The organism is Rhizorhabdus phycosphaerae, from assembly GCF_011044255.1.
In the GTDB taxonomy this organism is placed as follows: Bacteria; Pseudomonadota; Alphaproteobacteria; order Sphingomonadales; family Sphingomonadaceae; genus Rhizorhabdus; species Rhizorhabdus phycosphaerae.
The window spans coordinates 3318125-3338370 of sequence record NZ_CP049107.1 but is presented as its reverse complement, the minus strand read 5'-3'; the positions used below and the strand labels follow the sequence as shown (position 1 = coordinate 3338370).

Below are 20246 nucleotides of genomic sequence, written 5' to 3'. Positions count from 1 at the left end.
TGCCGAAGCACGAACATTCATGCCCTATTCAAGCCCATGACCCTATGCCTATACCCCATGTCAATGCGTAACCCCGTTGCCGCCCTCTCGCTGGCGTTGCTTTTCGTTGCCGCGTCCCCCGCTTCGGCGGACCGGAATCGCGTGCCCGAACAGGATGCTTTGCGCGCCGGCGTGCAGTCGGGCGAATATCTCCCTTATTCCGAAATGCGCGCGCGCGCTCAGGGCCGCGTCGAGGGCAGGATGATAGGTTCCGAATTCGATCCGGGAACCGGACGCTACCGTTTCAAGTTTCAGCGTGGCGGTTCGGTGATATGGATGGACATGGACGGACGCACCGGTCGCGAATTGGGTCGCGTCGGTCAATGAACGCCACCCCATGAGGGGTTCTTAAAAGGGGAAGCAATGCGCGTCCTTATCGTCGAGGATGAACCGAATCTGGGCCGCCAGCTGCGCGCCACGCTGGAAGGCGCGGGCTATGCCATCGACCTCGCCACCGATGGCGAAGACGGGCATTTCCTGGGATCGACCGAAAGCTATGACGCGATCATCCTCGATCTCGGCCTGCCCGAGGTCGACGGCCTGACCGTGCTCGACCGCTGGCGCCGAGAGGGCCGCGATGTGCCCGTGCTGGTGCTGACGGCACGCGACAGCTGGTCGGACAAGGTCGCGGGGCTCGATGCGGGCGCCGACGATTATCTGACCAAGCCGTTCCAGACCGAAGAGCTGATCGCCCGCCTGCGCGCGCTCATCCGTCGTGCGTCGGGCAATGCGTCGTCCGAGCTGACCGCCGGCGACGTCCGCCTCGACACGCGCAGCGGCAAGGTCACGCTCGCGGGCGAACCGGTCAAGCTGACGGCGCAGGAATATAAGCTGCTCAGCTATCTGCTCCATCACAAGGGCAAGGTGGTCAGCCGGACCGAACTGATCGAGCATATCTACGATCAGGACTTCGACCGGGACTCCAATACGATCGAAGTCTTCGTCACCCGCATCCGCAAGAAGCTGGGCCAGGACGTGATCACCACCATCCGCGGCCTCGGCTATTCGCTGGATGATCCCGCTTAAGGCGATGCCGGCCGCGTTGGCGGGCTGGTTCTCTCGCGAGGCCCGCCAGCGGCGCCATTCGACGGGGTCGCTCACCCGCCGGATGATCTCGATCGCGGCGCTATGGATCATCGTCCTGCTCGTCGGGGGCGGCTTCGCTCTCGATCGAGTGCTGAGCGAGGCGATCACCCGCAATTTCGACGGCCAGCTCGAATATGTGCTGAACGCGATGATCGGCTCGGCCGAGATCGGCCCCGATGGCGAGGTGCGCTTCAACCGGCCGCTCGGCGACCAGCGCTTTCTGGAGCCCTATTCGGGACTCTACTGGCAGGTGAGCGGCACCGGGCACGAGCCGTTCCGGTCGCGCTCGCTCTGGGACCGGGCGCTGCGTCAGGACGCCAAGCATCATGGCCGTGCGCTTCACGTCGACAATAGCGACGAGTTCGACGGCGAACCGCTGCGCGTCCTCGACCGCGAAATCCGTCTGCCTGGATCCGAAACCGAATGGCGCTTCGAGGTTGCCGCCAGCCGGGCCGCGCTCGACGACCAGATCGCGGTGCTCCGGCGCACGCTGGTGCGTTCCTTTGCCATATTGGGCCTCGGCCTGATCATCCTCGCCGCGCTGCAGGCGACCTATGGCCTGTGGCCGCTGCGCAGCCTGCGCCGGGCGGTCGCCTCGGTGAGTTCGGGGATCAGCTCGCGGATCGAAGCGCGCTTCCCGAATGAGGTCCAGCCGCTCGTCGACGAGCTCAACGAGCTGCTTGCGCATAATGAGCGGCAGGCCGAAGAGGCGCGCCGCCATGCCGGCAACCTGGCCCATGCGCTGAAGACCCCGCTGACCGTGCTGATGAACGAGGCGACCGCCAATACGCCCGAGCTGGCGGAGACGGTCGTGCGGTCTACGACGATGATGCGGCGGCAGGTCGACCACCATCTCGCCCGCGCCCGCGCGGTCGGGCGTCGCGCCAATGCGCAGGCCCGGGCCGAGGTCTGGCCTTCGCTCAAGGCGGTCGAGCGCGCGGTCAACCGCATGCACCGCCATGTCACCGTCGATCTCGCCGGGGACAAGGAGGCGATCGTCCATGTCGAGCGGCAGGACCTCGACGAGATCCTCGGCAATCTGATCGAGAATGCCGCCAAATATGGACAGGGTCGCGTCTTCGTGACGGTCGGCCGTGTCGTCCGCGACCTGCCCGGCAACCGCAAGGCCGAACAGGTCGAAATCCTGATCGAGGATGACGGCCCCGGCATTCCGGAGGCCGAGCGCGGCAAGCTGTTCGAGCGCGGCGCGCGGCTCGATACCGGCAAGCCCGGCACCGGCCTGGGCCTCGCCATCGTCCGCGACGTGATCGGCATCTATGGCGGATCGATCACGCTCGAGGAGAGCGAGGATCTGGGCGGCCTTCAGATCCGCGTGCGCCTGCCCGGCGGCGGAAGCTGATCGCGCGTCAGAGCGCCTTGCCTGCCCGCCCCGCCAGTTCGACCACATATTGCCAGGCGACACGGCCCGAGCGGCTGCCCCGCTGGGTGGCCCAGGCGATCGCGTCGAGAGGCTCGAACTTGAGACCGTAGCGATCGGCATAGCCCTTCACCATGGCGACATAGGCATCCTGGTCGCAGACATGGAACCCCAGCGACAGGCCGAAGCGATCGGCCAGCGCCAGCTTGTCGTCGACCACGTCGCGCGGATTGATGGCGCTGTCCTGTTCCTTCAGGTCGCGCGGCACGATGTGTCGCCGGTTCGCGGTCACGTGCAGCCGCGCATTGGCCGGGCGAGCTTCGGCACCGCCCTCCAGCATCGAGCGCAGAATGCGCGGCCCCTGCCCGCCGGCTTCCTCGTCGAAGCCGAGATCGTCGATGAACAGCAGGAAGGCGCGCGGCACTTCCGCGATCAGCGCGAACAGGCGCGGCAGATCCTCGATCTTCTCGCCCGCAATCTCGATCAGCGCGATGTCATGCCCCTCGCCGCGCAGATGGCCGACCGCCGCCTTGACCAGCGCCGACTTGCCGGCACCTCGCGCGCCCCATAACAGCACGTCATGCGCCGCCGCCCCCTGCGCGAGCCGCCGCGCATTTTCCAGCAGAGCCGCCTTCTGGGCGTCGATCCCGGTCAGCAGGTCGAGCGGTAACGGCGCAAAGGCCCGCGCGGCCGCAAGCCCATGGTCACGCCAGACATAGGCCGCATGCGCCGCCGGATCGGCATGCGGTGCCGGCGGCGGGGCGAGTCGTTCCAAGGCGTCGGCGATGCGGCGAAGCGTGTCGGGATCGGTCATGGCGGGGAGATAGCCGTCGCCTCGGCGGCGTTCCAGCGAAAGCTGGCGCAGGCCTCATGGCGGGACTTTTGAACAGAAGAGCGGATGGTCACTTTCTGAAAGGACGACGGAGATGGCAGACGGACACCCCATATCCGCGTCATTCCCGCGAAGGCGGGAATCCACGGTCACGGGACGCTGTGGTGTCGGACGTGCCGCATCCATGGATTCCCGCCTTCGCCGGAATGACGGGTGGGGGAGCGTCGGCGATACGAGCGAGCCTGTCGGGATCGGCCATGGCGGGAAATAGCGGTTGCCTCAGTGGCGATCCAGCGAAAGCTGGCGCAGGCCTCATGGCGGGGTTTTTGAACGGAGGAGCGGATGGTCACTTACTGAAAGGACGGCGAAGACGGCGGAAGGACCACCACACTCCGACGTCATTCCCGCGAAGGCGGGAATCCACGGTCACGGGACGCTGTGGTGTCGGACGGACCGCCGTCCATGGATTCCCGCCTTCGCGGGAATGACGCGTGGGATAAGACCCGCTCTCTTTCCTGGCATGCCAGCACAGGCCGAAATCCCCATCACGCCTCCATCCCATATTGCTTGAGCAGATCGTACAGCGTGGGCCGGCTGATCCCGAGCATCTTGGCCGCGCTCGAGATATTGCCCTCGCTGCGGGCCAGCGCGCGGCTGATCGCGGTGCGGTCGGCGACTTCGCGGACGGCCTTCAGGTTGAGATAGCCGCCATCCTCGCGCTCGGGCGCGAGATCGAGGTCGTCCGCCGTCACCAGCTTGCCGTCGGCCATGATGACCGCGCGCTTGAGCTTGTTCTCCAGCTCGCGGACATTGCCCGGCCAGCGCCAGCCGTCGATCGCGGCGAGCGCATCGGGCGCGAAACCCTTTACCGGCGAGTTCATCTCGCGCGCCAGCCGGCGCAGCAGGGAGCGGGCGATGAGCAATGCGTCGCCGGGACGCTCGGCGAGCGTCGGTATGCGCACGACGATCTCGGCAAGGCGGTAATAGAGATCCTCGCGGAAACGGCCCTCGCCGATCATCGCTTCCAGATTCTGGTGGGTCGCGCAGACGATGCGGGTATCGACATCGATCGCCTTGCGGCTGCCGATCCGCTCGATCACCCGCTCCTGCAGGAAACGCAGCAGTTTTACCTGGAGCGGCAGCGGGATGTCGCCCACCTCGTCGAGGAACAGCGTGCCGCCCTGCGCCAGCTCGATCTTGCCTTCGGTCGTCTTGATCGCCCCGGTGAAGGCGCCCTTCTCATAGCCGAACAGCTCGGCCTCGAGCAGATTTTCAGGTATAGCGGCGCAGTTGATCGCGACGAATGCGCCACCCGCGCGCTTGCTCGCCCGGTGCAGCATGCGCGCGAGCACCTCCTTGCCCGTGCCGCTGGCCCCCAGCAGCATGACCGAGACATCGGTGTTGGCAACGCGCTCGACCGTGCGGACGACCTTGAGCATCGCAGGGTCGTTGGTGAGCAGCCCACCCTCTTCATCGACGCCCGCCTGTGCCTGAAGCCGGGCATTTTCGCGCTCCAGATCATGGAGCTGGAAGGCGCGGGCGACGATCAGCCCCAACTCGTCGATATCGACGGGCTTGTGATAATAATCGTAGGCGCCGGCCGCGATGGCCCGCAACGCTCCCTCGCGCGCACCATGCCCCGAGGCGACGATGACCTTCGTATCGGGCTTGAGCGACAGGATTTCATCGAGCGTCGCGAAGCCCTCGCTGGTCCCGTCCGGGTCGGGCGGCAGGCCCAGATCGAGCGTGACGACCGCGGGCTCATAGTGGCGTAGCGCATCGATCGCCGCCTGCCGGGTGGTGGCGGATATGACGTCATAATCCTCGAACGCCCAGCGAAGCTGCTTCTGCAGGCCCTCGTCATCCTCGACGATCAGCAGCCGCTGCCGTGGACCGCTCATGCATCTTCTCCCGATCGGCCGGTGCCGGTCAGCTGCACCTCCGGCAGCAGGATGGCGAAGCGGCTGCCCTCTCCCTCACGGCTCTGCACGTCGATCCTGCCTCCCATGGCTGCGACGATCTCGCGCGCCTCGAACGTCCCGATACCGAAACCGTCCTGCTTGGTCGACGAGAAGGGATGGAAGAGCCGCGTCCGGATGAACTCGGACGACATCCCGCACCCCTTGTCGACCACCTCGACCGCGGCCTGTCCGTCGCGGCGCGAGAGGCGGATTTCGACAGCCCGACCGGGCGGGCTGGCGTCGATCGCGTTCTGCACGAGATGCCCCAGCGCCTGCGCGAAACGGTCGGGATCGACCGCGGCGGCGATGTCGTCCTCGCTGACGATACGCAGATCGGCCCCGCCGACGCGGTCGCGTACCGTCTCTTCGACCAGCATGCGCAGCGCATGCGGCGCGGGCTCGTCCGGGCGGGCGCGATGATGCTGCGACAGCCGTGCGAGCATGTCGTTCATCTTCCCCACTGAATTGCGCAGCGTGTCGATCATGTCAGCCCGAAATTCGGGCTTGTCGGCATGCCGTTCGGCGTTGCGGGCCAGCAGGCTCAGCTGGCTCACCAGATTCTTGATGTCGTGCATGATGAAGGCGAAGCGCCGGTTGAACTCGTCGAACCGGCGGGCCTCCGACAGCGCCTCCTGCCCGCGCGCTTCGGCCAGGTAGCTCGCGACCTGCCGCCCGGCGACGCGGAGAAGGTCATGATCCTCCTCGTCGAGCAGGCGCGGCGCCGCAGGGCGTTCGAGCAGGACGGCACCGACCAGCCGGTCGAAGTGAATCAGCGGGACCAGCACCCAGGCGGCGGTCTCCCGGCGCATCCAGTCGGGGAGCGGCGCGGCGTTGCCCGCATCGGGATCATCCGACAGTTCGACGATTTCGCCCTGTTCGAGCTGGCGGGCGAGGTCGATCGAACCCGCATTCAACGGCGCATCCAGGCCTGGCCAGTTCCACCGCGCCGATGTCACCAGACCGCCCGGCCCCGTCACGAGCAGCAAAAGCCCGCCCGGGGCGTCCAATATGTCGGCCACCGCCTTGATGGTGCGCTCGGCCAAGGCAGGAGCATCCTCGCCCGGACGGCCAACCGTCTCGGTGAAGCGCCGCCATTCCACCCGATAGTCGTAGCGGTGCTGGAAGAGGCGGCGTGCCATCGTCTTCTTCAGGCGCCGCCGGTACCGGCTGGACGGGAACAGCGACAGGGCAAAGCCGAGCACCGCCGCCGCGATCGTCAGCTGCGGCAGCCAGCGAACGGCAGCGACCACCGCCAGCAACCGCGCGACGAGCAGCATCAGCGCGAGATAGCCACCGCTCAGCACGAGGGTGATCGTCTGGAAGCGCGCGCCGCGCGACACGCGGACGCGATCGAGCGTGGCGAGGCGGCCCGCCGTCACCAGCAGCGGCGCGATCATCATCAGAAGCGGACCGCGCAATCCGAACAGCCACATCGGCCAGGCGCTGATGAGATAGGAAACCGTCGCGAGGTTCAGGTCGAACGCCCAGAGCAGCGCCAGAGCGAGCATGGGCGACGCGATGCCGATGCGCGCCTCGGGCGAGGCTGCGGCATAGAGATTGTGGAGCAGGCACAGCCCGCCGATCGCGATGAAGGCGCGGATCGACTGGTCGGTCAGGAAGAGCCCGGTCTGGATGCGGGGACTGCCATCGAACGCCAGCGGCAGCAGCTTCATCACGACGGTCGCGGCGATCAGGGCGCCGAGCAGCACGTAGATGCCCAGGATCAGCGGCCTTCGATGCTCGCGCGAGACCGGCGGCTGGAGGGCGAAGAGGAAGGCCAGCCACGCCGCATCGACCAGGCTCTTGGCGACATTTGCGGAGATGCTCGCGGCACCGTCCTTCGCCACCAGCGCGCACCAGAGCGCGGTGAGCGCCCCTGCCATGGTGAGGACGACGCGCCGCGCGCCGCCGGTCCGCACGGTCGCCTGCCAGCAGACCAGCGCCCCGAACATGATCGCCGCCAGCGCATGGCCCCACTGGATGGTGCCGAACACCAGGGGCTCGGGCAGGGCGTTGGAATAGACGCTGGGCTGGGCCGTCTGCTGGGCCAGCATCGCGGCTTCGAGCCCCCGCGCCATCGCCTAGCGGGCCCCCTCCGCCCAGAGCAGGACGCGCATCGTCTGGAGGATGATCAGCACGTCGAGGAAGGGGCTGTAGTTCTTCGTATAGTAGAGGTCATATTCGAGCTTGTGCCGCGCGTCGTCGAGGCTGGCGCCATAGGGATAGTTGATCTGCGCCCAGCCGGTGATCCCCGGCTTCACCATGTGCCGCTCGGCATAGAAGGGAATCTGCCGCTCCAGTTCGGCCACGAACTCCGGCCGCTCGGGACGCGGGCCGACGAAGCTCATGTCCCCCTTGAGCACGGTCCACAACTGCGGAAGCTCGTCCACCCGGATCAGGCGGATGATCCGGCCGATACGGGTCACGCGCGGGTCGCCCTTCTGCGCCCAGATCGCATTGCCTCCGCTCTCGGCGTCCTGGCGCATCGAACGCAGCTTCAATATCTCGAAGGTCTCGCCATAGCGGCCGACGCGAATCTGGCGATAGAAGGCGGGGCCCGGACTGTCGATCTTCACGATGATCGCGGTGATCAGGATGACCGGAGCGGTTATCAGCAGGATCAGCGCGCTTACCAGCAGGTCGAAGCCGCGCTTCAGCACCGCCGACAACTGGCGCCCCGAGGAAAAGCCGTCGGAAAAGATCAACGTCGATGGCCGCACCGTGTCGAGATCGATCCGTCCGGTTTCCCGTTCGAGAAAGTCGGAAATGTCGAGAACGTGGACGCCGGTCGTCTTGAGCCTCAGCAGCGCGTCGACCGGTACGGTGTTGCGCCGCTCGTCGAGCGCCAGCACCACCTCCTGCGCTTCCCCGCGCTCGACAAGCTCAGCGAGGCTGGCGATGTCGCTGCGGACCGTGGCACCGGGTACCTGCGCCGGGGCGTCCTGCATGTCGACGCAGCCGACGATGCGAAAGCCCGAGCCCACGCGATGTTCGAGATCGACGACCCGTTTCGCGCGCCGCCCTGCCCCCAGCAGCAGCACGCGGCGCTTGAAGACGTCGCCGCTGACGAACCCGCCGAGCAGGACCCGCACCATCATCAGCAGGACGACCGCCAGGACCATCGAATAAAGCGAATTCGAGCGCCACAGGGTCAGTTCGGGCAGGATGAAGAACAGCACGGACATCAGGATGACGCCGAGCGAGATGGCGACGAGCAGGCGGGCCGCCGCAAAGCGCATATTCTTGACGGACTCGGGCGAATAGCAGCCGACCCCGATCATCGACGCCTGGATGGCGAGCGCGAAGGTGATTAGCTGGGGCGCCCGGTCCCATATCGGAGTCGGGATGCTGCCGATCTGGCGCAGGCGCAGCACCCAGCCGGCCTCCGCCACCAGCAGCAGTACCGCGAGATCGATCACGCACAGCAGGATGACCGGATAGGCGACATAATGTTTGAACAGCCTTACCATCGCCGATGCCGCGCCACCGGTTCGCCCCCGCCTGTCATGAAACCCCCTTGCCGCCAGTCCGTTACCTGTCGGATAACGACATCTTCTTCTGGACCATGGAGCCCGTCATTTCCACCACCATAATCACCCCGGTCATTCTCTCGGGCGGATCGGGCACGCGGCTCTGGCCACTTTCGCGCTCGCATCGCCCCAAGCAGCTCCTGCCGCTGACCGGGGAGAAGACGATGCTGCAGATGACGTCGGAGCGCTGCCGCGACGGCAGCTGCTTCGCCCCCGCGATCATCGTCACCAACGCGCTCCATGCGACCGAGATCGCACGACAGCTGGCCGAGGATGCGCCAAGCGCGATCATATTGGAGCCCGCAGGGCGGAATACCGCGCCCGCCATCGCGCTCGCGGCGCTGGAATCCGCACCGGACGCGCCGCTGCTGGTGATGCCCAGCGACCATGTCATCGAGGATGTCCCCGCGTTCCATGCGGCGATCGCGGCGGCCCTGCCGCTGGTCGAGCAGGGCTGGCTCGTCACCTTCGGGATCACGCCGGACAAGCCGGAGACGGGCTATGGCTATATCCGGCGCGGAGAAAGCGTCGCGCCCGGAGTCCAGAAAGTCGACGCTTTCGTCGAAAAGCCCGATCTGGCGCGCGCGGCCGACTATGTCGCGGACGGCAATTACAGCTGGAACGGCGGCATCTTCCTGTTCCGCGCCGACGCCTATCTGGCGGCGCTCGACCGCTTCGAGCCCGAGATGGTCGCAGCGGTGCGTGCTTCGCTGGAGGGCGCGGCACGCGAGGGCCGGATGGTGATCCCCGCCGCCGAAGCCTTTCTTTCGGCCAAGTCGGAATCGATCGACTATGCGGTGATGGAGAAGGCGGAGCGGGTCGCGGTCGTGCCCGTGGAGATGGGCTGGTCCGACGTCGGCAGCTGGGACGCGCTGCATGCGCTGGGCGGGAGCGACGGCGCGGGCAATGTGATCCGCGGCGATGTGCTGGCGATCGACACGGAGGGCTGCCTGCTGCGCAGCGAGGGACCGGTGCTCGCCACGGCCGGGGTCCGCGACCTGATCGTCGTGGCGACCCGCGACGCGGTGATGATCCTCCCCCGGGGCTCGAGTCAGGATGTGAAGAAGATCGTCGAGGGGCTGAAGGCGACAGGGCACGTCACCCTCGACGTCCCCTTCTGAGCAGGCCGCTCAGTCGCCGACGAAGGAGAATGGCGCCAGGCCGCGTTCGCGCTCGTTGATGGTGACGGCCCGACCGGCCGGTGGCGCCGCCCGCTGGACGCATTCGGCGCGCTGGCAATGGGCACAGCCGAGACCGATGCGCTCCGCCGGTCCCGTCAGGTCGATGCCGCGCGCGATCGCCAGCGAAGGCGCATGTTCGGCGGCAAGGCCCAGGGCCACGACATGCTCGGCCGCCGGGACGCCGGCAGCCCCGCCATGGTGGCGCACACTGCGCGCGACGGTGAACCAGCGCGACCCGTCTTCCAGCTCCGCCAGCTGGTGCAACAGCCGCCCCGGCTGGTCGAAAGCGTGATGGATGATCCACAGCGGACAGCGATGCACGGCGTCGACCAGCGCGGCGCCGCTCGCGCCGGCATAGCCCTTCGACATCTGGCCGGCGCGATCGATCCGCAGCATGAAGAAGGGCAGTCCCCGGGCGCCGACGCGCTGCAGAGTCGTCAGCCGATGCGCGACCTGCTCATAGCCCGCCCCGAAACGCCGTTGCAGAATCTGCGTGTCGTAACCGCTCGTTTCGCAGGCGCGCAGGAAGCGGCCATAGGGCATCATCAGCGCCGCTGCGACATAGGAGGTCACATGGCGGCGATAGAGCCTTTCGGCTGGCCGGTCGCCGAACGCCGCGCCCGACACCAGCGCCTCGATACCCGCCTTCGCCTCGATCTGCGCCAGCTGGAATGCCGCCTGGAAGGTCCGCGCCGCCGGATCGAGCATTTCCGACAGCTGCAGCTGTCGGGCGTGCAGGTCGAGCCGACGCAGCCGGTCGGGCATGACGTCGAAGGGCAATATGCGGATCGCCAGCTGATGGCGTACCCGCAGCCTTTCGGTGATCGCCCCGTAGAGATCGCCAGCCCCCATGCGCAGTTCGTCGGCGAGCGCCTCCGCCTCGGCATCGAGATCGGCGAAATGGTTGCGCCAGCGCTCGATCTCGCGCCGGACGCGGGCGACCGGGCCCGGGCCTGCCTCCGCCATCGCACCGCCGCCCTCGCGCCAGCGATCGAACAGCCGTGCGAACGCCTCGGCAGCCCCCGGCGCATTGTCCATCCACGCCTCCAGCTCGGCGCGGTCGATGGAGATGTCGGCGAACAGCGGATCGGCCAGCCGGCGTCGCATCGCCGCCGAGCCCCCGCCAGGCTCCTCCTGACTCAGGCTGCGCACGTCGAAGTCGAACAATTCGGCAAGGCGCAGAATCAGGCCGGCGGTCAGCGGGCGACGGTTGCCCTCGATCAACGCCAGATAGCTGTCCGATATGCCGAGCATCTCCGCCATGACCTGCTGCGTCAGATGCTGGTCCCGGCGCAGCCGCCGCACGCGCGGACCGGCGAAAATCCCCTGCTTGGCCATAAAGCGGTCACCGTAAGAAGTTTACAAAATTACACAGCTCATAGCGCCAGACCCAACAAACGGACACGAAAATCGTAACGCCGGTCATGGAAGCCGCAGCGCACTGTGGGCAGAAGAAGCGCAGATCGAATCGCTTGCGGTTTCCCTGCGGGGCCGCCGCAGTACCGCTCTTTTCCTGGGGAGGAAGAGATACGCCCGTCAGGCCCGGCCTGGCGGGCGTAACCTCGTCGCATCACCCGTCTCTGCGTTGGCGATTGCTTCCGTAACATATATCGTTCATCACGCCGTCAGGGGGAATTTCGAAGAAGGACTGAAATGGCTAGCGAACCCCCTGCGGGAACCCGCGTGCTGATCGTCGAGGATGAGACGATCATCGCGATGACGGCGGAAGACATGCTCGAGGAAGTCGGCTGCAAGACGGTGGCGGTGGCCGCCAATGTCGACGAGGCGCTGGCCCGCGCGAAGGATACCGAGTTCGACATTGCGCTGCTGGATCTCAATCTCGGCAGCGAGAACAGCCTGATCGTCGCGCAGACGCTGCGCGATAGCGGACGCCGGTTCCTGTTCGCGACCGGCTATGAAGGCCTTCCGCCCGGCAGCGGGTTCGACAATGCACCCGTGATCGCCAAGCCCTATCGGCTCGACCAGCTCGCAACGGCAATCGCTGCAGCTCTCGCCTGAAAGACCGAGGCGCCGGAGACGCTTACCATCCCGGGCCCCTAGCCTTGCGGCACCTTATCCCTTCTTCAACACGTCCAGCGCCGCTATCGTCATCGCCTCGACCGCAGTCGAGATGACGGCATCGGCGTCGGGCGCCCAGAAGGGGCTGTGGATCGACGGCAGCTTGGTGACGTCCCCGCCCGCCGCCTTCCACTTCTCGGCCGACACTCCCCCGACCCAGAAGAGCAGCGACTGGATCGACTTGTCCGCAAGGTAGAATTCGCTGAAATCCTCGCCGCCCATCTGCGGCTTGATCAGCTTGACCCGCTCCTGCCCAAATCGATTCCGGAACAGGTCGACCATATGCGTGGTCACCTCATGGGTGTTGAACGTCGCGGGGGTCCGCTGATCCTGCAGCGTCACCACCGGCAGCCTGTCGTCGGGCAGGCCCGCCGCAATGCCTTCGCCCTTCGCGATCCGGGCGATCCCGTCCAGCAGGTGCTGACGAACCTCGGGCGTGTAGGACCGCACCGTCAGCTGGAGCTTCGCGTCGGGCGGAATGATGTTGTGCTTGGTGCCGGCCTGGAAGCTGCCGACGGTGACGACCCCGGACTCGAGCGGGTCGGTCTCCCGCGAGATCAGGGTCTGCAGCGTCGTCACGATGCGCGATCCGAGGACGATCGGGTCCTTGGCGAGATGCGGATAGGCGCCATGGCCGCCAACGCCCTTCACCTGCACGTCGACCGAGTCGACATTGGCCATGATATAGCCATCGACCGTACCGATCGTGCCGGCCGGCAGGGCTGCGGAATCGTGGAAAGCGATGACGGTCGACGGTTTGGGGAAGCGGCTGTAGAGCCCGTCCTTGAGCATCGCCCGCGCCCCCGAGCCGATCTCCTCGGCGGGCTGCCCGACCATGACCAGCGTGCCCGACCAGCGATCCTTCATCGCGGCCATGCGCCGGGCGACGCCGATCCAGCTCGCCATATGCGTGTCGTGGCCGCAGGCGTGCATCACGCCGGGATTCTGGCTGGCATAGGGAAGACCCGTCTGCTCGGCCACCGGCAGAGCGTCCATGTCGGCGCGCAGCAGCAGCACCGGCCCCGAGCCGTTGCGCAGGATCGCGACCACGCCGGTCCCGCCAACGCCGCTTGTGACCTCGAAGCCCGCCTTCTTCGCTTCCTCCGCCATGATGCCGGCGCTGCGGCCTTCCTTGAAGCTCAGCTCCGGATGGATGTGCAGGTCACGGTAGATGGCCGTCAGGCCGGGCATGTCCGCCTTGATCGCATCGGCCAGCGGATCGGCGCGCACTGGTGTCGCAATGACGGCCGTCGTGGCAGCGAGCAGCGATATCAGCTTCTTCATCCTCATCCCTTCGGCACCAGTTCGAATATGTCGATCGTCGATTCCCATCGCGGATAGGGAAAGGCGATGCGCCAGCGCTTCGGCGCGATCCGCTCGACGATCCCGGCCATGTCGCGTTCCGTGTCGCGCCCATAGGGCAGCGGCCGCGCTTCGTCGCCCAGCGACATAGCCCCCAGGAAGATCATCCGGCGACCTTCGTCGGGATAGAGCGTCCCGACCGGTCGCTGGGAGCCGTCGAGCTTCGCGAGATGGAGGCCCGCCGCGTCCGCGCTGACCCGGCAAGTGAAATAGGGATAGGCGATATAGTCCATCAGACCCTTGGTCTGGGCGCCCATCTTGACGACGCGGCACCGATAATCGCCGACCGGCAGCAGCGGATCGTCGATCGCCATGTCCGGCTGGAGCAATGCCCCCTGCGCGGCCACCTGTTGCGGGCTGCTGGTCCGAGCCTTCTCGAGGCCCGCAATCCAGGCGCTTCGCCAACGGGCGATCCGGTCACGGTCGGCTGCGCTCGCGACGCGCTGCCATACAGACGTGCGGTCGGCGGACGCGGCACTTTCCAGGCCGCCATCCTTGCCACACCCCGTCGCCAGAAGCAGCGCAGAGGCGGCCAGCACGAGTCGCGATGACTGCAAGCAATCGTCTCCTCAAGCCCCCGGAAACGGCAGCCTGCCCGCCCACGCCATGCTTGGCAAGCCTAGCTTTTCAGCGATTTACGCAAGATCCGGGGACGCGCGGCTTCCCCTCACTGGGCAGTCCAGCCTCCATCGATCGAGATGTTGGTCCCCGTGATCGCGGCCGCCTCGTCGCGACAGAGATAGAGCGCCATGGCCGCAACCTGCTCGACGGTCACGAACTGCTTGGTCGGCTGGCCCGCCAGCAGCACGTCGTTCATCACCTGCTCGCGCGTCATGTTCCGCGCCTTCATGGTGTCGGGGATCTGCTTCTCGACGAGCGGGGTCCAGACATAGCCAGGGCTGATGCAGTTCGCGGTTATGCCAAAGGTCGCGGTCTCGAGTGCAACCGTCTTGGTAAAGCCGGCAAGGCCATGTTTGGCGGTGACATAGGCCGATTTGAACGGCGAGGCCGTGAGCGAATGAGCGGAGGCCGTCTGGATGATCCGTCCCCATTTGCGCGACTTCATCCAGGGCAATGCGAGGCGCGTCGTGTGGAAGGCGCTCGTCAGGTTCAGCGCGATGATGAGGTTCCACTTGTCGACCGGGAACTCCTCGACCGAAGCGACATGCTGCACGCCGGCATTGTTGATCAGGATGTCGACGCCGCCGAAGGCCTCGGCAGCTTCCGACATCATCGCCTCGATCTGGTCCGCCTTCGTGAGATCATGGCCGCTGTAGAGCGCCGCCGCACCGCTCGATGCTTCGAGGGCTTTGCGCTCCTGCTCGATCGCGTCGGCATCGCCGAAGCCGTTGATGACGACATTCGCGCCTTCGGCGGCGAGATATTTGGCATAGGCCAGGCCGATGCCCGAGGTCGAACCGGTGATCAGAGCGGTCTTGCCCTTGAGAAACATGCTGTCGAACTCCTTGGCGGTGTCTGGAAGAAGGGGGCGGGCGTTCAGCGGGTCAGGTCGAAGGCGGCGGTGCGGCCGTCATAGATGTTACGGGCGAGCAGTTCGGAATTGCTCATCGTCTCGGCGATGGCTGCACGCCCAGCGGCGATATGGTCGCGCATCGTCCGCTGCGAGAATTCATAGTCGCGCGAGCCGCCTTCCCAGCGATTGGCGCGGTAGATCAGCTGGACGAGACTGAGGCTGGACGTACGAGCGCGATCTCGCAGCGCCACCACGTCGGGGTCGTCCGCCATGTCCGCCGGGAGCTTGTCGAGCAACCGTGCGATGAGCTGCTGATCCCGCCGGCTGCGGATGAGCTGGTCGGATATCTGCCGCGTGCGGCTGGAAAAGCGGATTTCCTTCTCGCGCGCCATGACGTCGAAGATCGTGCGGGGCGGTTCGGAAGAAGCCGCGAACAAATCGATCTGGAAGGCCAGCATGTCCTCGGTCTGGTTTTCGACGATGTGGCTGAGCGGGGTATTCGATACGAGACCGCCGTCCCACCACAGCTTGCCGTCGATCTCGACCGGCGGCAGGCCCGGGGGGAGTGCGCCAGACGCCATGACGTGGCGCGCGTCGATGCGATCGGTGCGGTTGTCGAAATAGCGGAAATTGCCGCTCTCCACCTCGACCGCGCCGACCGAGAAGCGCATCGGCCCGTCGTTGAGCAGGTCCCAGTCGACCAATGCGTCGAGCGTGTCGCGCAGCGGGGCGCTGTCATAGACGCTGAGCGCCGCCATCGACCCTGCCGGCGCGAAGGCCGGCGGAATGAGCCGCGGACGAAAGAAGCCTGGTACGCCGAAGGTGGCCACCAGTGCGGCCGCGCTTTCGTGCAGCGCCTCCCGCCCGAAATCCCCATTAAACAGTGCGATCGCCGGGATCGCTTCGGTGATCTTGTCCCAGAAGGCGTGCAGCCGCTCCAGCCGGCGCTCGCAGGGATTGCCCGCGATCAGTGCGGCATTGACGGCGCCGATCGAAATGCCGGCCACCCAGTCGATCTGGATCCTCGCGGCATCGAGCGCTTCGAACACGCCGACCTGATAAGCCCCCAGGGCTCCACCGCCCTGCAACACCAGCGCGACGCTGTCGGGAAGAGGCAGGCCTGTCGCAGCCTGCCTGGCGGGTTCGGGTTCGGCCATAGCACCATAGTGGGCGCGATGCTGCACCGCATCAAGAGGGGCCGTCATCGGATTGCAAAGCAAAGGGGCCGATCCGAAGACCGACCCCTCTCCCAGCCGTCGTGCGGCCGGACCACCGTCAGGGCTCAGTAAGTGCCCGAAAAGGCCCGGTTCAGATTATGCGGCCCTTCGTTCCGCTCCTCGTCCTTCCACGCCGCCTGTGCCTGCTCGGCGGTGCGGTTGAGCTTCACCTCGGTGCCGACCTCGGCGATCCAGCTGCAGGGGATAGAATGGTGCCGTCCGCCGGCATCCTTGTCGGTCTTGGTCAGCAGGATACGGTCGCCGCGGACATGATCGACGGTTCCGACATGGGTGCCATCCGAGCCGACGACTTCCTGATGCTCACGGGCCTGGCGGATGGCGCTACGTTGCCCCTGCCGGGTCGAGCGCCAGCTGCCGAAGTCGCTTTCGAAGCGGCTCTGATTCTCGCGGCGATAGTCATCATAGTCGCGATCGAGTTCCTCCATCTGGCGGCGACGCCACTGGCTGTAATTGGGGTCCTGACCCCAGCCGTCATGGTCGCGACCGGCGCCCAGGCCCCAGCTGCTGGTGGCACCCGCACCCCGGCCGGCGCCATAGTCGGATGCATAGCCGCTTGAGGCGCCGAGATAGCCGCCACGCGCGCCATAGCCGGAACTGGAAGCGGCGAAGCCACCGCCCGACGCTCCGTAGCGCCGCTCGTCTTCACGGTCGCGCAGCCGCTCGTCCCAGCGCCGCCGACGCTCCGCTTCTTCGTCACCGAACCAGGAGCGCACCTCGTCTCCGGCACGATCGAAAAATCCGCGATCCTCGTCATAATCGCGCGGCCGCGAATAGCCTCGATCGCCATAGCCGCGATCATAGTCGGACCGAGCGCGATAACCGCGTTCCTCGTCGCGATCGCGCTCACGATAACCATATCCATAGCGCCGGTCCTGATCGTCCCGATAATAGCGGCTGCTACGTTCGTAACCCATGACATCCTCCTGCTCTGGCGTGATTTTCCCGGGCGTTTGCCCTGGGAAGGATGTCGCGAAAACGACCGCCCGGCTTTGGCCGTTCCGGCCCTGGCGACAGAAAGGGAGCAGAAAACGACCGACGGTTCGTCGCAAGCGAAACGCTTGGGCGACGAAATCGCCGCCTGCGCATCATGGGCTGTTGCATCGGATCGCGCCTCCCGCTAGAGGATGCGCCCGGCGTGCGGGGCTGTAGCTCAGATGGGAGAGCGCTGCAATCGCACTGCAGAGGTCAGGGGTTCGATTCCCCTCAGCTCCACCAACCCACGCCGATTTTCACCAGAATTTAAGCTCCTCTGCCGTGTCAGCGGTGCAGTGTCGGCGCAGTCGTTCCTGCGCATGATCGCGACAGCCGATGTGATCCCGGAAAGGTCCGTCCGCGGGTAATCAGAAATTGGTATCGGATCATCAGACTGCGGGACTGTCGTCATGATCGCAGGGTAAGCGGCAGGCAGGTCGACCCTGGATCGGTGCCCGACCATCCATTGCCTGGAATGGTCGGGCACCGGCTTCTGAAAATTTGAAGAGCAGGCTTGGGACACTCTCCAACTGTGCACCTCAGAAGGTCACGCTCGCGCGCGCATAATAGAAGCCGCCGCTCAGCCCAAAGGGCGCGAAGTTGCCATAGGCGCCCGATCCGTCGGCAGCGATGATGCCGTTGCGGTCGGGATAGGTGTCGAACAGGTTGTTCGCGCCGACCGACAGCGTGACATTCTCGCTGACATCATAGCCCACATCCAGATCGGCGATCCATTTCGCGCCGAAGCGGCGGTCGCCGGTCGCGACGTTCGACGATTCGATGTAGGAGCCGAACCGGGTCAGGCGGGCGAGTGCGTGGAGCCTGCCGGAGGACCAGTCGTTGGTCAGCACCAGCTTGGTCCGCGGCGTAGCGACGACGAGATCGCGCTGCGCCTGCCGCCCGAACAGGGTAACGTTGAGCGACGCCAGCTGGCTCGGATTGGCGATGATGTCGGTGATCTTCGTCTTGTTGTAGCTGAATGCCGCGTTGAGCCGGAAATTGCCGAGCGCCGTGCTCCGCAGATTATATTCCGCCACCACGTCGATGCCGCGCGTACGGGTGTCGATCGCGTTGGCGAAGAACTGCGCGCTGTCGACCCCGGTGACCCCGTTTGCGATCAGGATCGTACGGATCGCGCTGCCCCCGTTCGAGGCGGTGCCGAGGAACTCGGTCTTCACGATCCGGTCGTCGACCTTGATCTGATAGGCATCCACGGTCAGCCGCGCCGGCTCCCGCTCGAAGGTGAAGCCGAGCGTGTAGTTCAGCGACTTTTCGGGCTTGAGTGCACGGGCACCCAAAGCCTGCGCTGCGACGCTGTTGACGGGCAGGAATTTGGAGGTCGTGTTGACACGCTGGGTGCCAATGATCGTCACCGTGTTCTGCGTCGTGGAGAAACCGGTCTGCGCCAGCGACGGCGCGCGGAAACCCGTGTTGATGCCCCCGCGCAGCGCGAAGCCCGGCAGGATCTCGTAGCGCGTCGAAATCTTGCCCGACACGGTGTTGCCGGCGCTGTCGTCATAATGTTCGAAACGGCCGGCCACGCCGACGAACCATGCCTTTGTCACGTTGGTCGACAGGTCGACATAGGCTGCCAGATTGTTGCGGCTGAGCGAGGTCGCATCGGCCGGCGATGTGCCGGTGAAGGACACGAGGCCAGGCGACGGGGAACGCCCGCCGTACAGCTGGCCATAGGCGGTGCCGTCATTGGGGATCACATAGCCGCCGTCGCGATAGCTGTCGGGTTCACCGGCCTTGTTCTGGAAGCGCTCCCAGCGATGTTCGGCGCCCACGGCCAGCGTCAGCGGCTCGGCGAAGCCGATGTCATATTCATGCGAGAGGTCGACATTGTTGACCCAGAGCGTCTGGATCTGCCGTCCCATCAGAAACTCGGTGGGGCTCGACGGGCCCAATGTCGGATTGAGCGTCCCCACGGCGCCCAGCTTGACGTGGTCCTTGCCGTAGCTCGACGAGACATCATAGTTCCAGCCGGCGAGCTCGCCCTTGACGCCCAGCGCCGTTTGATAATCCCATTCCCAGATGCGCCGCCGCGCCTGGAAGCCGGCAGGATAGAGCTGCGGCAGCGCGTTGAAGCCGGTCGGGTTGGCCTGCCCCCCATAGCCTGTCGGAGACGGGAAATAGGCGCCGCGCTTGTCGTTGATGTCGCGATAGCTGAGCGTCGAGAAGCTGTAGATGTCGGCGCTTCCAACCGGGACCGACAGATTGAGCGAGCTGTTGATCATCTTGTCGCGGTTGGACCGGCCGTAGCCGCCGGCGATGAGGTGGTCGGCATTGGCTTCGCGTGGGTCGGGCTGGCCGTTCACCAGCGGGTAGAGCCTGGGCACGGGTTCGGCGGAGCTCTTCGCGCGGTCGCGATAGCGCCCTTCGATGGCGAAGCGGATGAAACCGCCGTCGCCCAGCTTCGTGCCATAGCCGATCGTCTGCTGAAGCAGCTGCGCCCCTTTCTCGTAGAGCTGGCCCGCCTGCGCGGTGAACTCGCCGCCCTCGGGGCGGTCGTCCAGGATGATATTGATGACGCCCGAGATTGCATCCGAACCATATTGCGCGGCGGCACCGTCACGCAGCACCTCGATCCGGCCCACTGCATTGGTGGGAATCAGGTCGATGTCGACCGGCGTGGAGCCGCCCGAAATGCGCGAGAGATTGTTGATCAGCGAGGTCGTATGACGGCGCTTGCCGTTTACGAGCACGAGCAGATAGTCGCCCGAGAGGCCCCGGATCGAGATCGGACGGACGCTTGCCGAGGTGCCGCCGCCGCCGAGCGCGGGCATGGTCAGCGAGGGGATGATGTTGCCCAGCACCTCCTTGAGACCCGCGCCGCCGGTGGCGCGCAGCTCGGTGGGCGTGATCACGTCGATCGGAACCGGGCTGTCGGCGACGGTGCGCGCCGTGCGGCTGCGCGACCCCGTCACCACGATCGTAGCCCCGTCCGCTCCATCCGCGCCGTCGGCTTCGCCACCCGGCGTAACGGCACCGGCCGGTGCCTCGGCGGCATAGGCAAGACTTCCCCATCCGCCGACCGCGATCGCGGCGGCGCCAGCATAGAATATCGGTTTCATGTCGTTCCCCGTAGATGTTGGTGGTTGGCCGGCTTTC

At 66.2% G+C, this 20246-nt stretch carries 16 protein-coding genes and 1 tRNA gene; 6 read left to right on the top strand and 11 right to left on the bottom strand.

Annotated features, from left to right (window positions below):
• Positions 1 to 63: 63 nt before the first annotated feature.
• Genes G6P88_RS15540 through G6P88_RS15530 form a run of 3 tightly spaced genes read left to right on the top strand, consistent with a single transcriptional unit; the run spans position 64 to position 2485 of the window.
• Entirely contained in the window at positions 64 to 366 is a 303-nt protein-coding gene (locus G6P88_RS15540; protein WP_226946600.1) for a PepSY domain-containing protein, read from the top strand.
• Positions 367 to 402: 36 nt separating this feature from the next.
• Positions 403 to 1065, top strand: coding sequence for a response regulator transcription factor (locus G6P88_RS15535; RefSeq protein ID WP_165323976.1), 663 nt, complete (start codon positions 403 to 405; stop codon positions 1063 to 1065).
• A 4-nt stretch (positions 1066 to 1069) separates the two neighbouring features.
• Positions 1070 to 2485: a sensor histidine kinase gene (locus G6P88_RS15530; RefSeq protein WP_226946844.1), complete on the top strand. Its 1416-nt coding sequence runs from the start codon at positions 1070 to 1072 to the stop codon at positions 2483 to 2485.
• Between the two features lie 7 nt (positions 2486 to 2492).
• On the opposite strand, the gene G6P88_RS15525 is transcribed toward G6P88_RS15530, so the two are convergent.
• The 4 genes from G6P88_RS15525 to G6P88_RS15510 form a co-directional block, all read right to left on the bottom strand.
• Positions 2493 to 3317, bottom strand: coding sequence for an ATP-binding protein (locus tag G6P88_RS15525; RefSeq protein WP_165323974.1), 825 nt, complete (start codon positions 3315 to 3317; stop codon positions 2493 to 2495).
• Positions 3318 to 3880: 563 nt separating this feature from the next.
• The gene (gene prsR, locus G6P88_RS15520; RefSeq protein ID WP_165323973.1) at positions 3881 to 5236 is read right to left on the bottom strand and encodes a PEP-CTERM-box response regulator transcription factor; all 1356 of its coding nucleotides are present in this window, start codon (positions 5234 to 5236) and stop codon (positions 3881 to 3883) included.
• Positions 5233 to 7374 (bottom strand): XrtA/PEP-CTERM system histidine kinase PrsK, encoded by a 2142-nt coding sequence (gene prsK / locus G6P88_RS15515; protein WP_226946599.1) that lies wholly within the window; start codon positions 7372 to 7374, stop codon positions 5233 to 5235. The genes prsR and prsK overlap by 4 nt, the downstream gene beginning before the upstream one ends.
• 3 nt (positions 7375 to 7377) lie before the next feature.
• Positions 7378 to 8766, bottom strand: a complete 1389-nt coding sequence (locus tag G6P88_RS15510) for a TIGR03013 family XrtA/PEP-CTERM system glycosyltransferase (RefSeq protein WP_165323972.1) — start codon at positions 8764 to 8766, stop codon at positions 7378 to 7380.
• A gap of 95 nt (positions 8767 to 8861) precedes the next feature.
• Here G6P88_RS15510 and G6P88_RS15505 point away from each other — a divergent pair, with 95 nt between their 5' ends.
• Positions 8862 to 9947: a mannose-1-phosphate guanylyltransferase/mannose-6-phosphate isomerase gene (locus G6P88_RS15505; protein WP_165325235.1), complete on the top strand. Its 1086-nt coding sequence runs from the start codon at positions 8862 to 8864 to the stop codon at positions 9945 to 9947.
• 9 nt (positions 9948 to 9956) lie between these two features.
• Here the strand turns inward: G6P88_RS15505 and G6P88_RS15500 are convergent, their stop codons facing one another.
• The gene (locus G6P88_RS15500) at positions 9957 to 11345 is read right to left on the bottom strand and encodes a helix-turn-helix domain-containing protein (protein WP_165323971.1); all 1389 of its coding nucleotides are present in this window, start codon (positions 11343 to 11345) and stop codon (positions 9957 to 9959) included.
• A 315-nt stretch (positions 11346 to 11660) separates the two neighbouring features.
• Here G6P88_RS15500 and G6P88_RS15495 point away from each other — a divergent pair, with 315 nt between their 5' ends.
• Complete coding sequence (locus G6P88_RS15495; protein WP_165323970.1) at positions 11661 to 12026, top strand: response regulator; 366 nt, start codon at positions 11661 to 11663, stop codon at positions 12024 to 12026.
• A 54-nt stretch (positions 12027 to 12080) separates the two neighbouring features.
• Here the strand turns inward: G6P88_RS15495 and G6P88_RS15490 are convergent, their stop codons facing one another.
• The 5 genes from G6P88_RS15490 to G6P88_RS15470 form a co-directional block, all read right to left on the bottom strand.
• Positions 12081 to 13370, bottom strand: a complete 1290-nt coding sequence (locus tag G6P88_RS15490; protein ID WP_165323969.1) for a M20 metallopeptidase family protein — start codon at positions 13368 to 13370, stop codon at positions 12081 to 12083.
• A 2-nt stretch (positions 13371 to 13372) separates the two neighbouring features.
• Positions 13373 to 14005, bottom strand: coding sequence for a DUF4893 domain-containing protein (locus tag G6P88_RS15485; protein WP_226946598.1), 633 nt, complete (start codon positions 14003 to 14005; stop codon positions 13373 to 13375).
• A 110-nt stretch (positions 14006 to 14115) separates the two neighbouring features.
• On the bottom strand, positions 14116 to 14901 hold the full coding sequence (locus G6P88_RS15480) for a 3-hydroxybutyrate dehydrogenase (protein ID WP_165323968.1): 786 nt from the start codon (positions 14899 to 14901) through the stop codon (positions 14116 to 14118).
• Positions 14902 to 14945: 44 nt separating this feature from the next.
• Positions 14946 to 16079, bottom strand: coding sequence for a patatin-like phospholipase family protein (locus tag G6P88_RS15475; protein WP_165325233.1), 1134 nt, complete (start codon positions 16077 to 16079; stop codon positions 14946 to 14948).
• Between the two features lie 125 nt (positions 16080 to 16204).
• The gene (locus G6P88_RS15470; protein WP_165323967.1) at positions 16205 to 17074 is read right to left on the bottom strand and encodes a DUF2171 domain-containing protein; all 870 of its coding nucleotides are present in this window, start codon (positions 17072 to 17074) and stop codon (positions 16205 to 16207) included.
• Between the two features lie 225 nt (positions 17075 to 17299).
• Here G6P88_RS15470 and G6P88_RS15465 point away from each other — a divergent pair.
• A tRNA-Ala gene (locus G6P88_RS15465) sits at positions 17300 to 17375 on the top strand.
• Positions 17376 to 17671: 296 nt separating this feature from the next.
• Here G6P88_RS15465 and G6P88_RS15460 read toward each other — a convergent pair.
• Entirely contained in the window at positions 17672 to 20209 is a 2538-nt protein-coding gene (locus G6P88_RS15460; RefSeq protein WP_165323966.1) for a TonB-dependent receptor plug domain-containing protein, read from the bottom strand.
• Positions 20210 to 20246 lie beyond the last annotated feature (37 nt).

What these genes read in the sequence shown, in the direction of transcription:
- G6P88_RS15540 (WP_226946600.1), top strand. Translation starts at nt 64, where the DNA reads ATGCGTAACCCCGTTGCCGCCCTCTCGCTGGCGTTGCTTTTCGTTGCC.
- G6P88_RS15535 (WP_165323976.1), top strand. Translation starts at nt 403, where the DNA reads ATGCGCGTCCTTATCGTCGAGGATGAACCGAATCTGGGCCGCCAGCTG.
- G6P88_RS15530 (WP_226946844.1), top strand. Translation starts at nt 1,070, where the DNA reads ATGCCGGCCGCGTTGGCGGGCTGGTTCTCTCGCGAGGCCCGCCAGCGG.
- G6P88_RS15525 (WP_165323974.1), bottom strand. Translation starts at nt 3,317, where the DNA reads ATGACCGATCCCGACACGCTTCGCCGCATCGCCGACGCCTTGGAACGA.
- prsR (WP_165323973.1), bottom strand. Translation starts at nt 5,236, where the DNA reads ATGAGCGGTCCACGGCAGCGGCTGCTGATCGTCGAGGATGACGAGGGC.
- prsK (WP_226946599.1), bottom strand. Translation starts at nt 7,374, where the DNA reads ATGGCGCGGGGGCTCGAAGCCGCGATGCTGGCCCAGCAGACGGCCCAG.
- G6P88_RS15510 (WP_165323972.1), bottom strand. Translation starts at nt 8,766, where the DNA reads ATGGTAAGGCTGTTCAAACATTATGTCGCCTATCCGGTCATCCTGCTG.
- G6P88_RS15505 (WP_165325235.1), top strand. Translation starts at nt 8,862, where the DNA reads ATGGAGCCCGTCATTTCCACCACCATAATCACCCCGGTCATTCTCTCG.
- G6P88_RS15500 (WP_165323971.1), bottom strand. Translation starts at nt 11,345, where the DNA reads ATGGCCAAGCAGGGGATTTTCGCCGGTCCGCGCGTGCGGCGGCTGCGC.
- G6P88_RS15495 (WP_165323970.1), top strand. Translation starts at nt 11,661, where the DNA reads ATGGCTAGCGAACCCCCTGCGGGAACCCGCGTGCTGATCGTCGAGGAT.
- G6P88_RS15490 (WP_165323969.1), bottom strand. Translation starts at nt 13,370, where the DNA reads ATGAAGAAGCTGATATCGCTGCTCGCTGCCACGACGGCCGTCATTGCG.
- G6P88_RS15480 (WP_165323968.1), bottom strand. Translation starts at nt 14,901, where the DNA reads ATGTTTCTCAAGGGCAAGACCGCTCTGATCACCGGTTCGACCTCGGGC.
- G6P88_RS15475 (WP_165325233.1), bottom strand. Translation starts at nt 16,079, where the DNA reads ATGGCCGAACCCGAACCCGCCAGGCAGGCTGCGACAGGCCTGCCTCTT.
- G6P88_RS15470 (WP_165323967.1), bottom strand. Translation starts at nt 17,074, where the DNA reads ATGGGTTACGAACGTAGCAGCCGCTATTATCGGGACGATCAGGACCGG.
- G6P88_RS15460 (WP_165323966.1), bottom strand. Translation starts at nt 20,209, where the DNA reads ATGAAACCGATATTCTATGCTGGCGCCGCCGCGATCGCGGTCGGCGGA.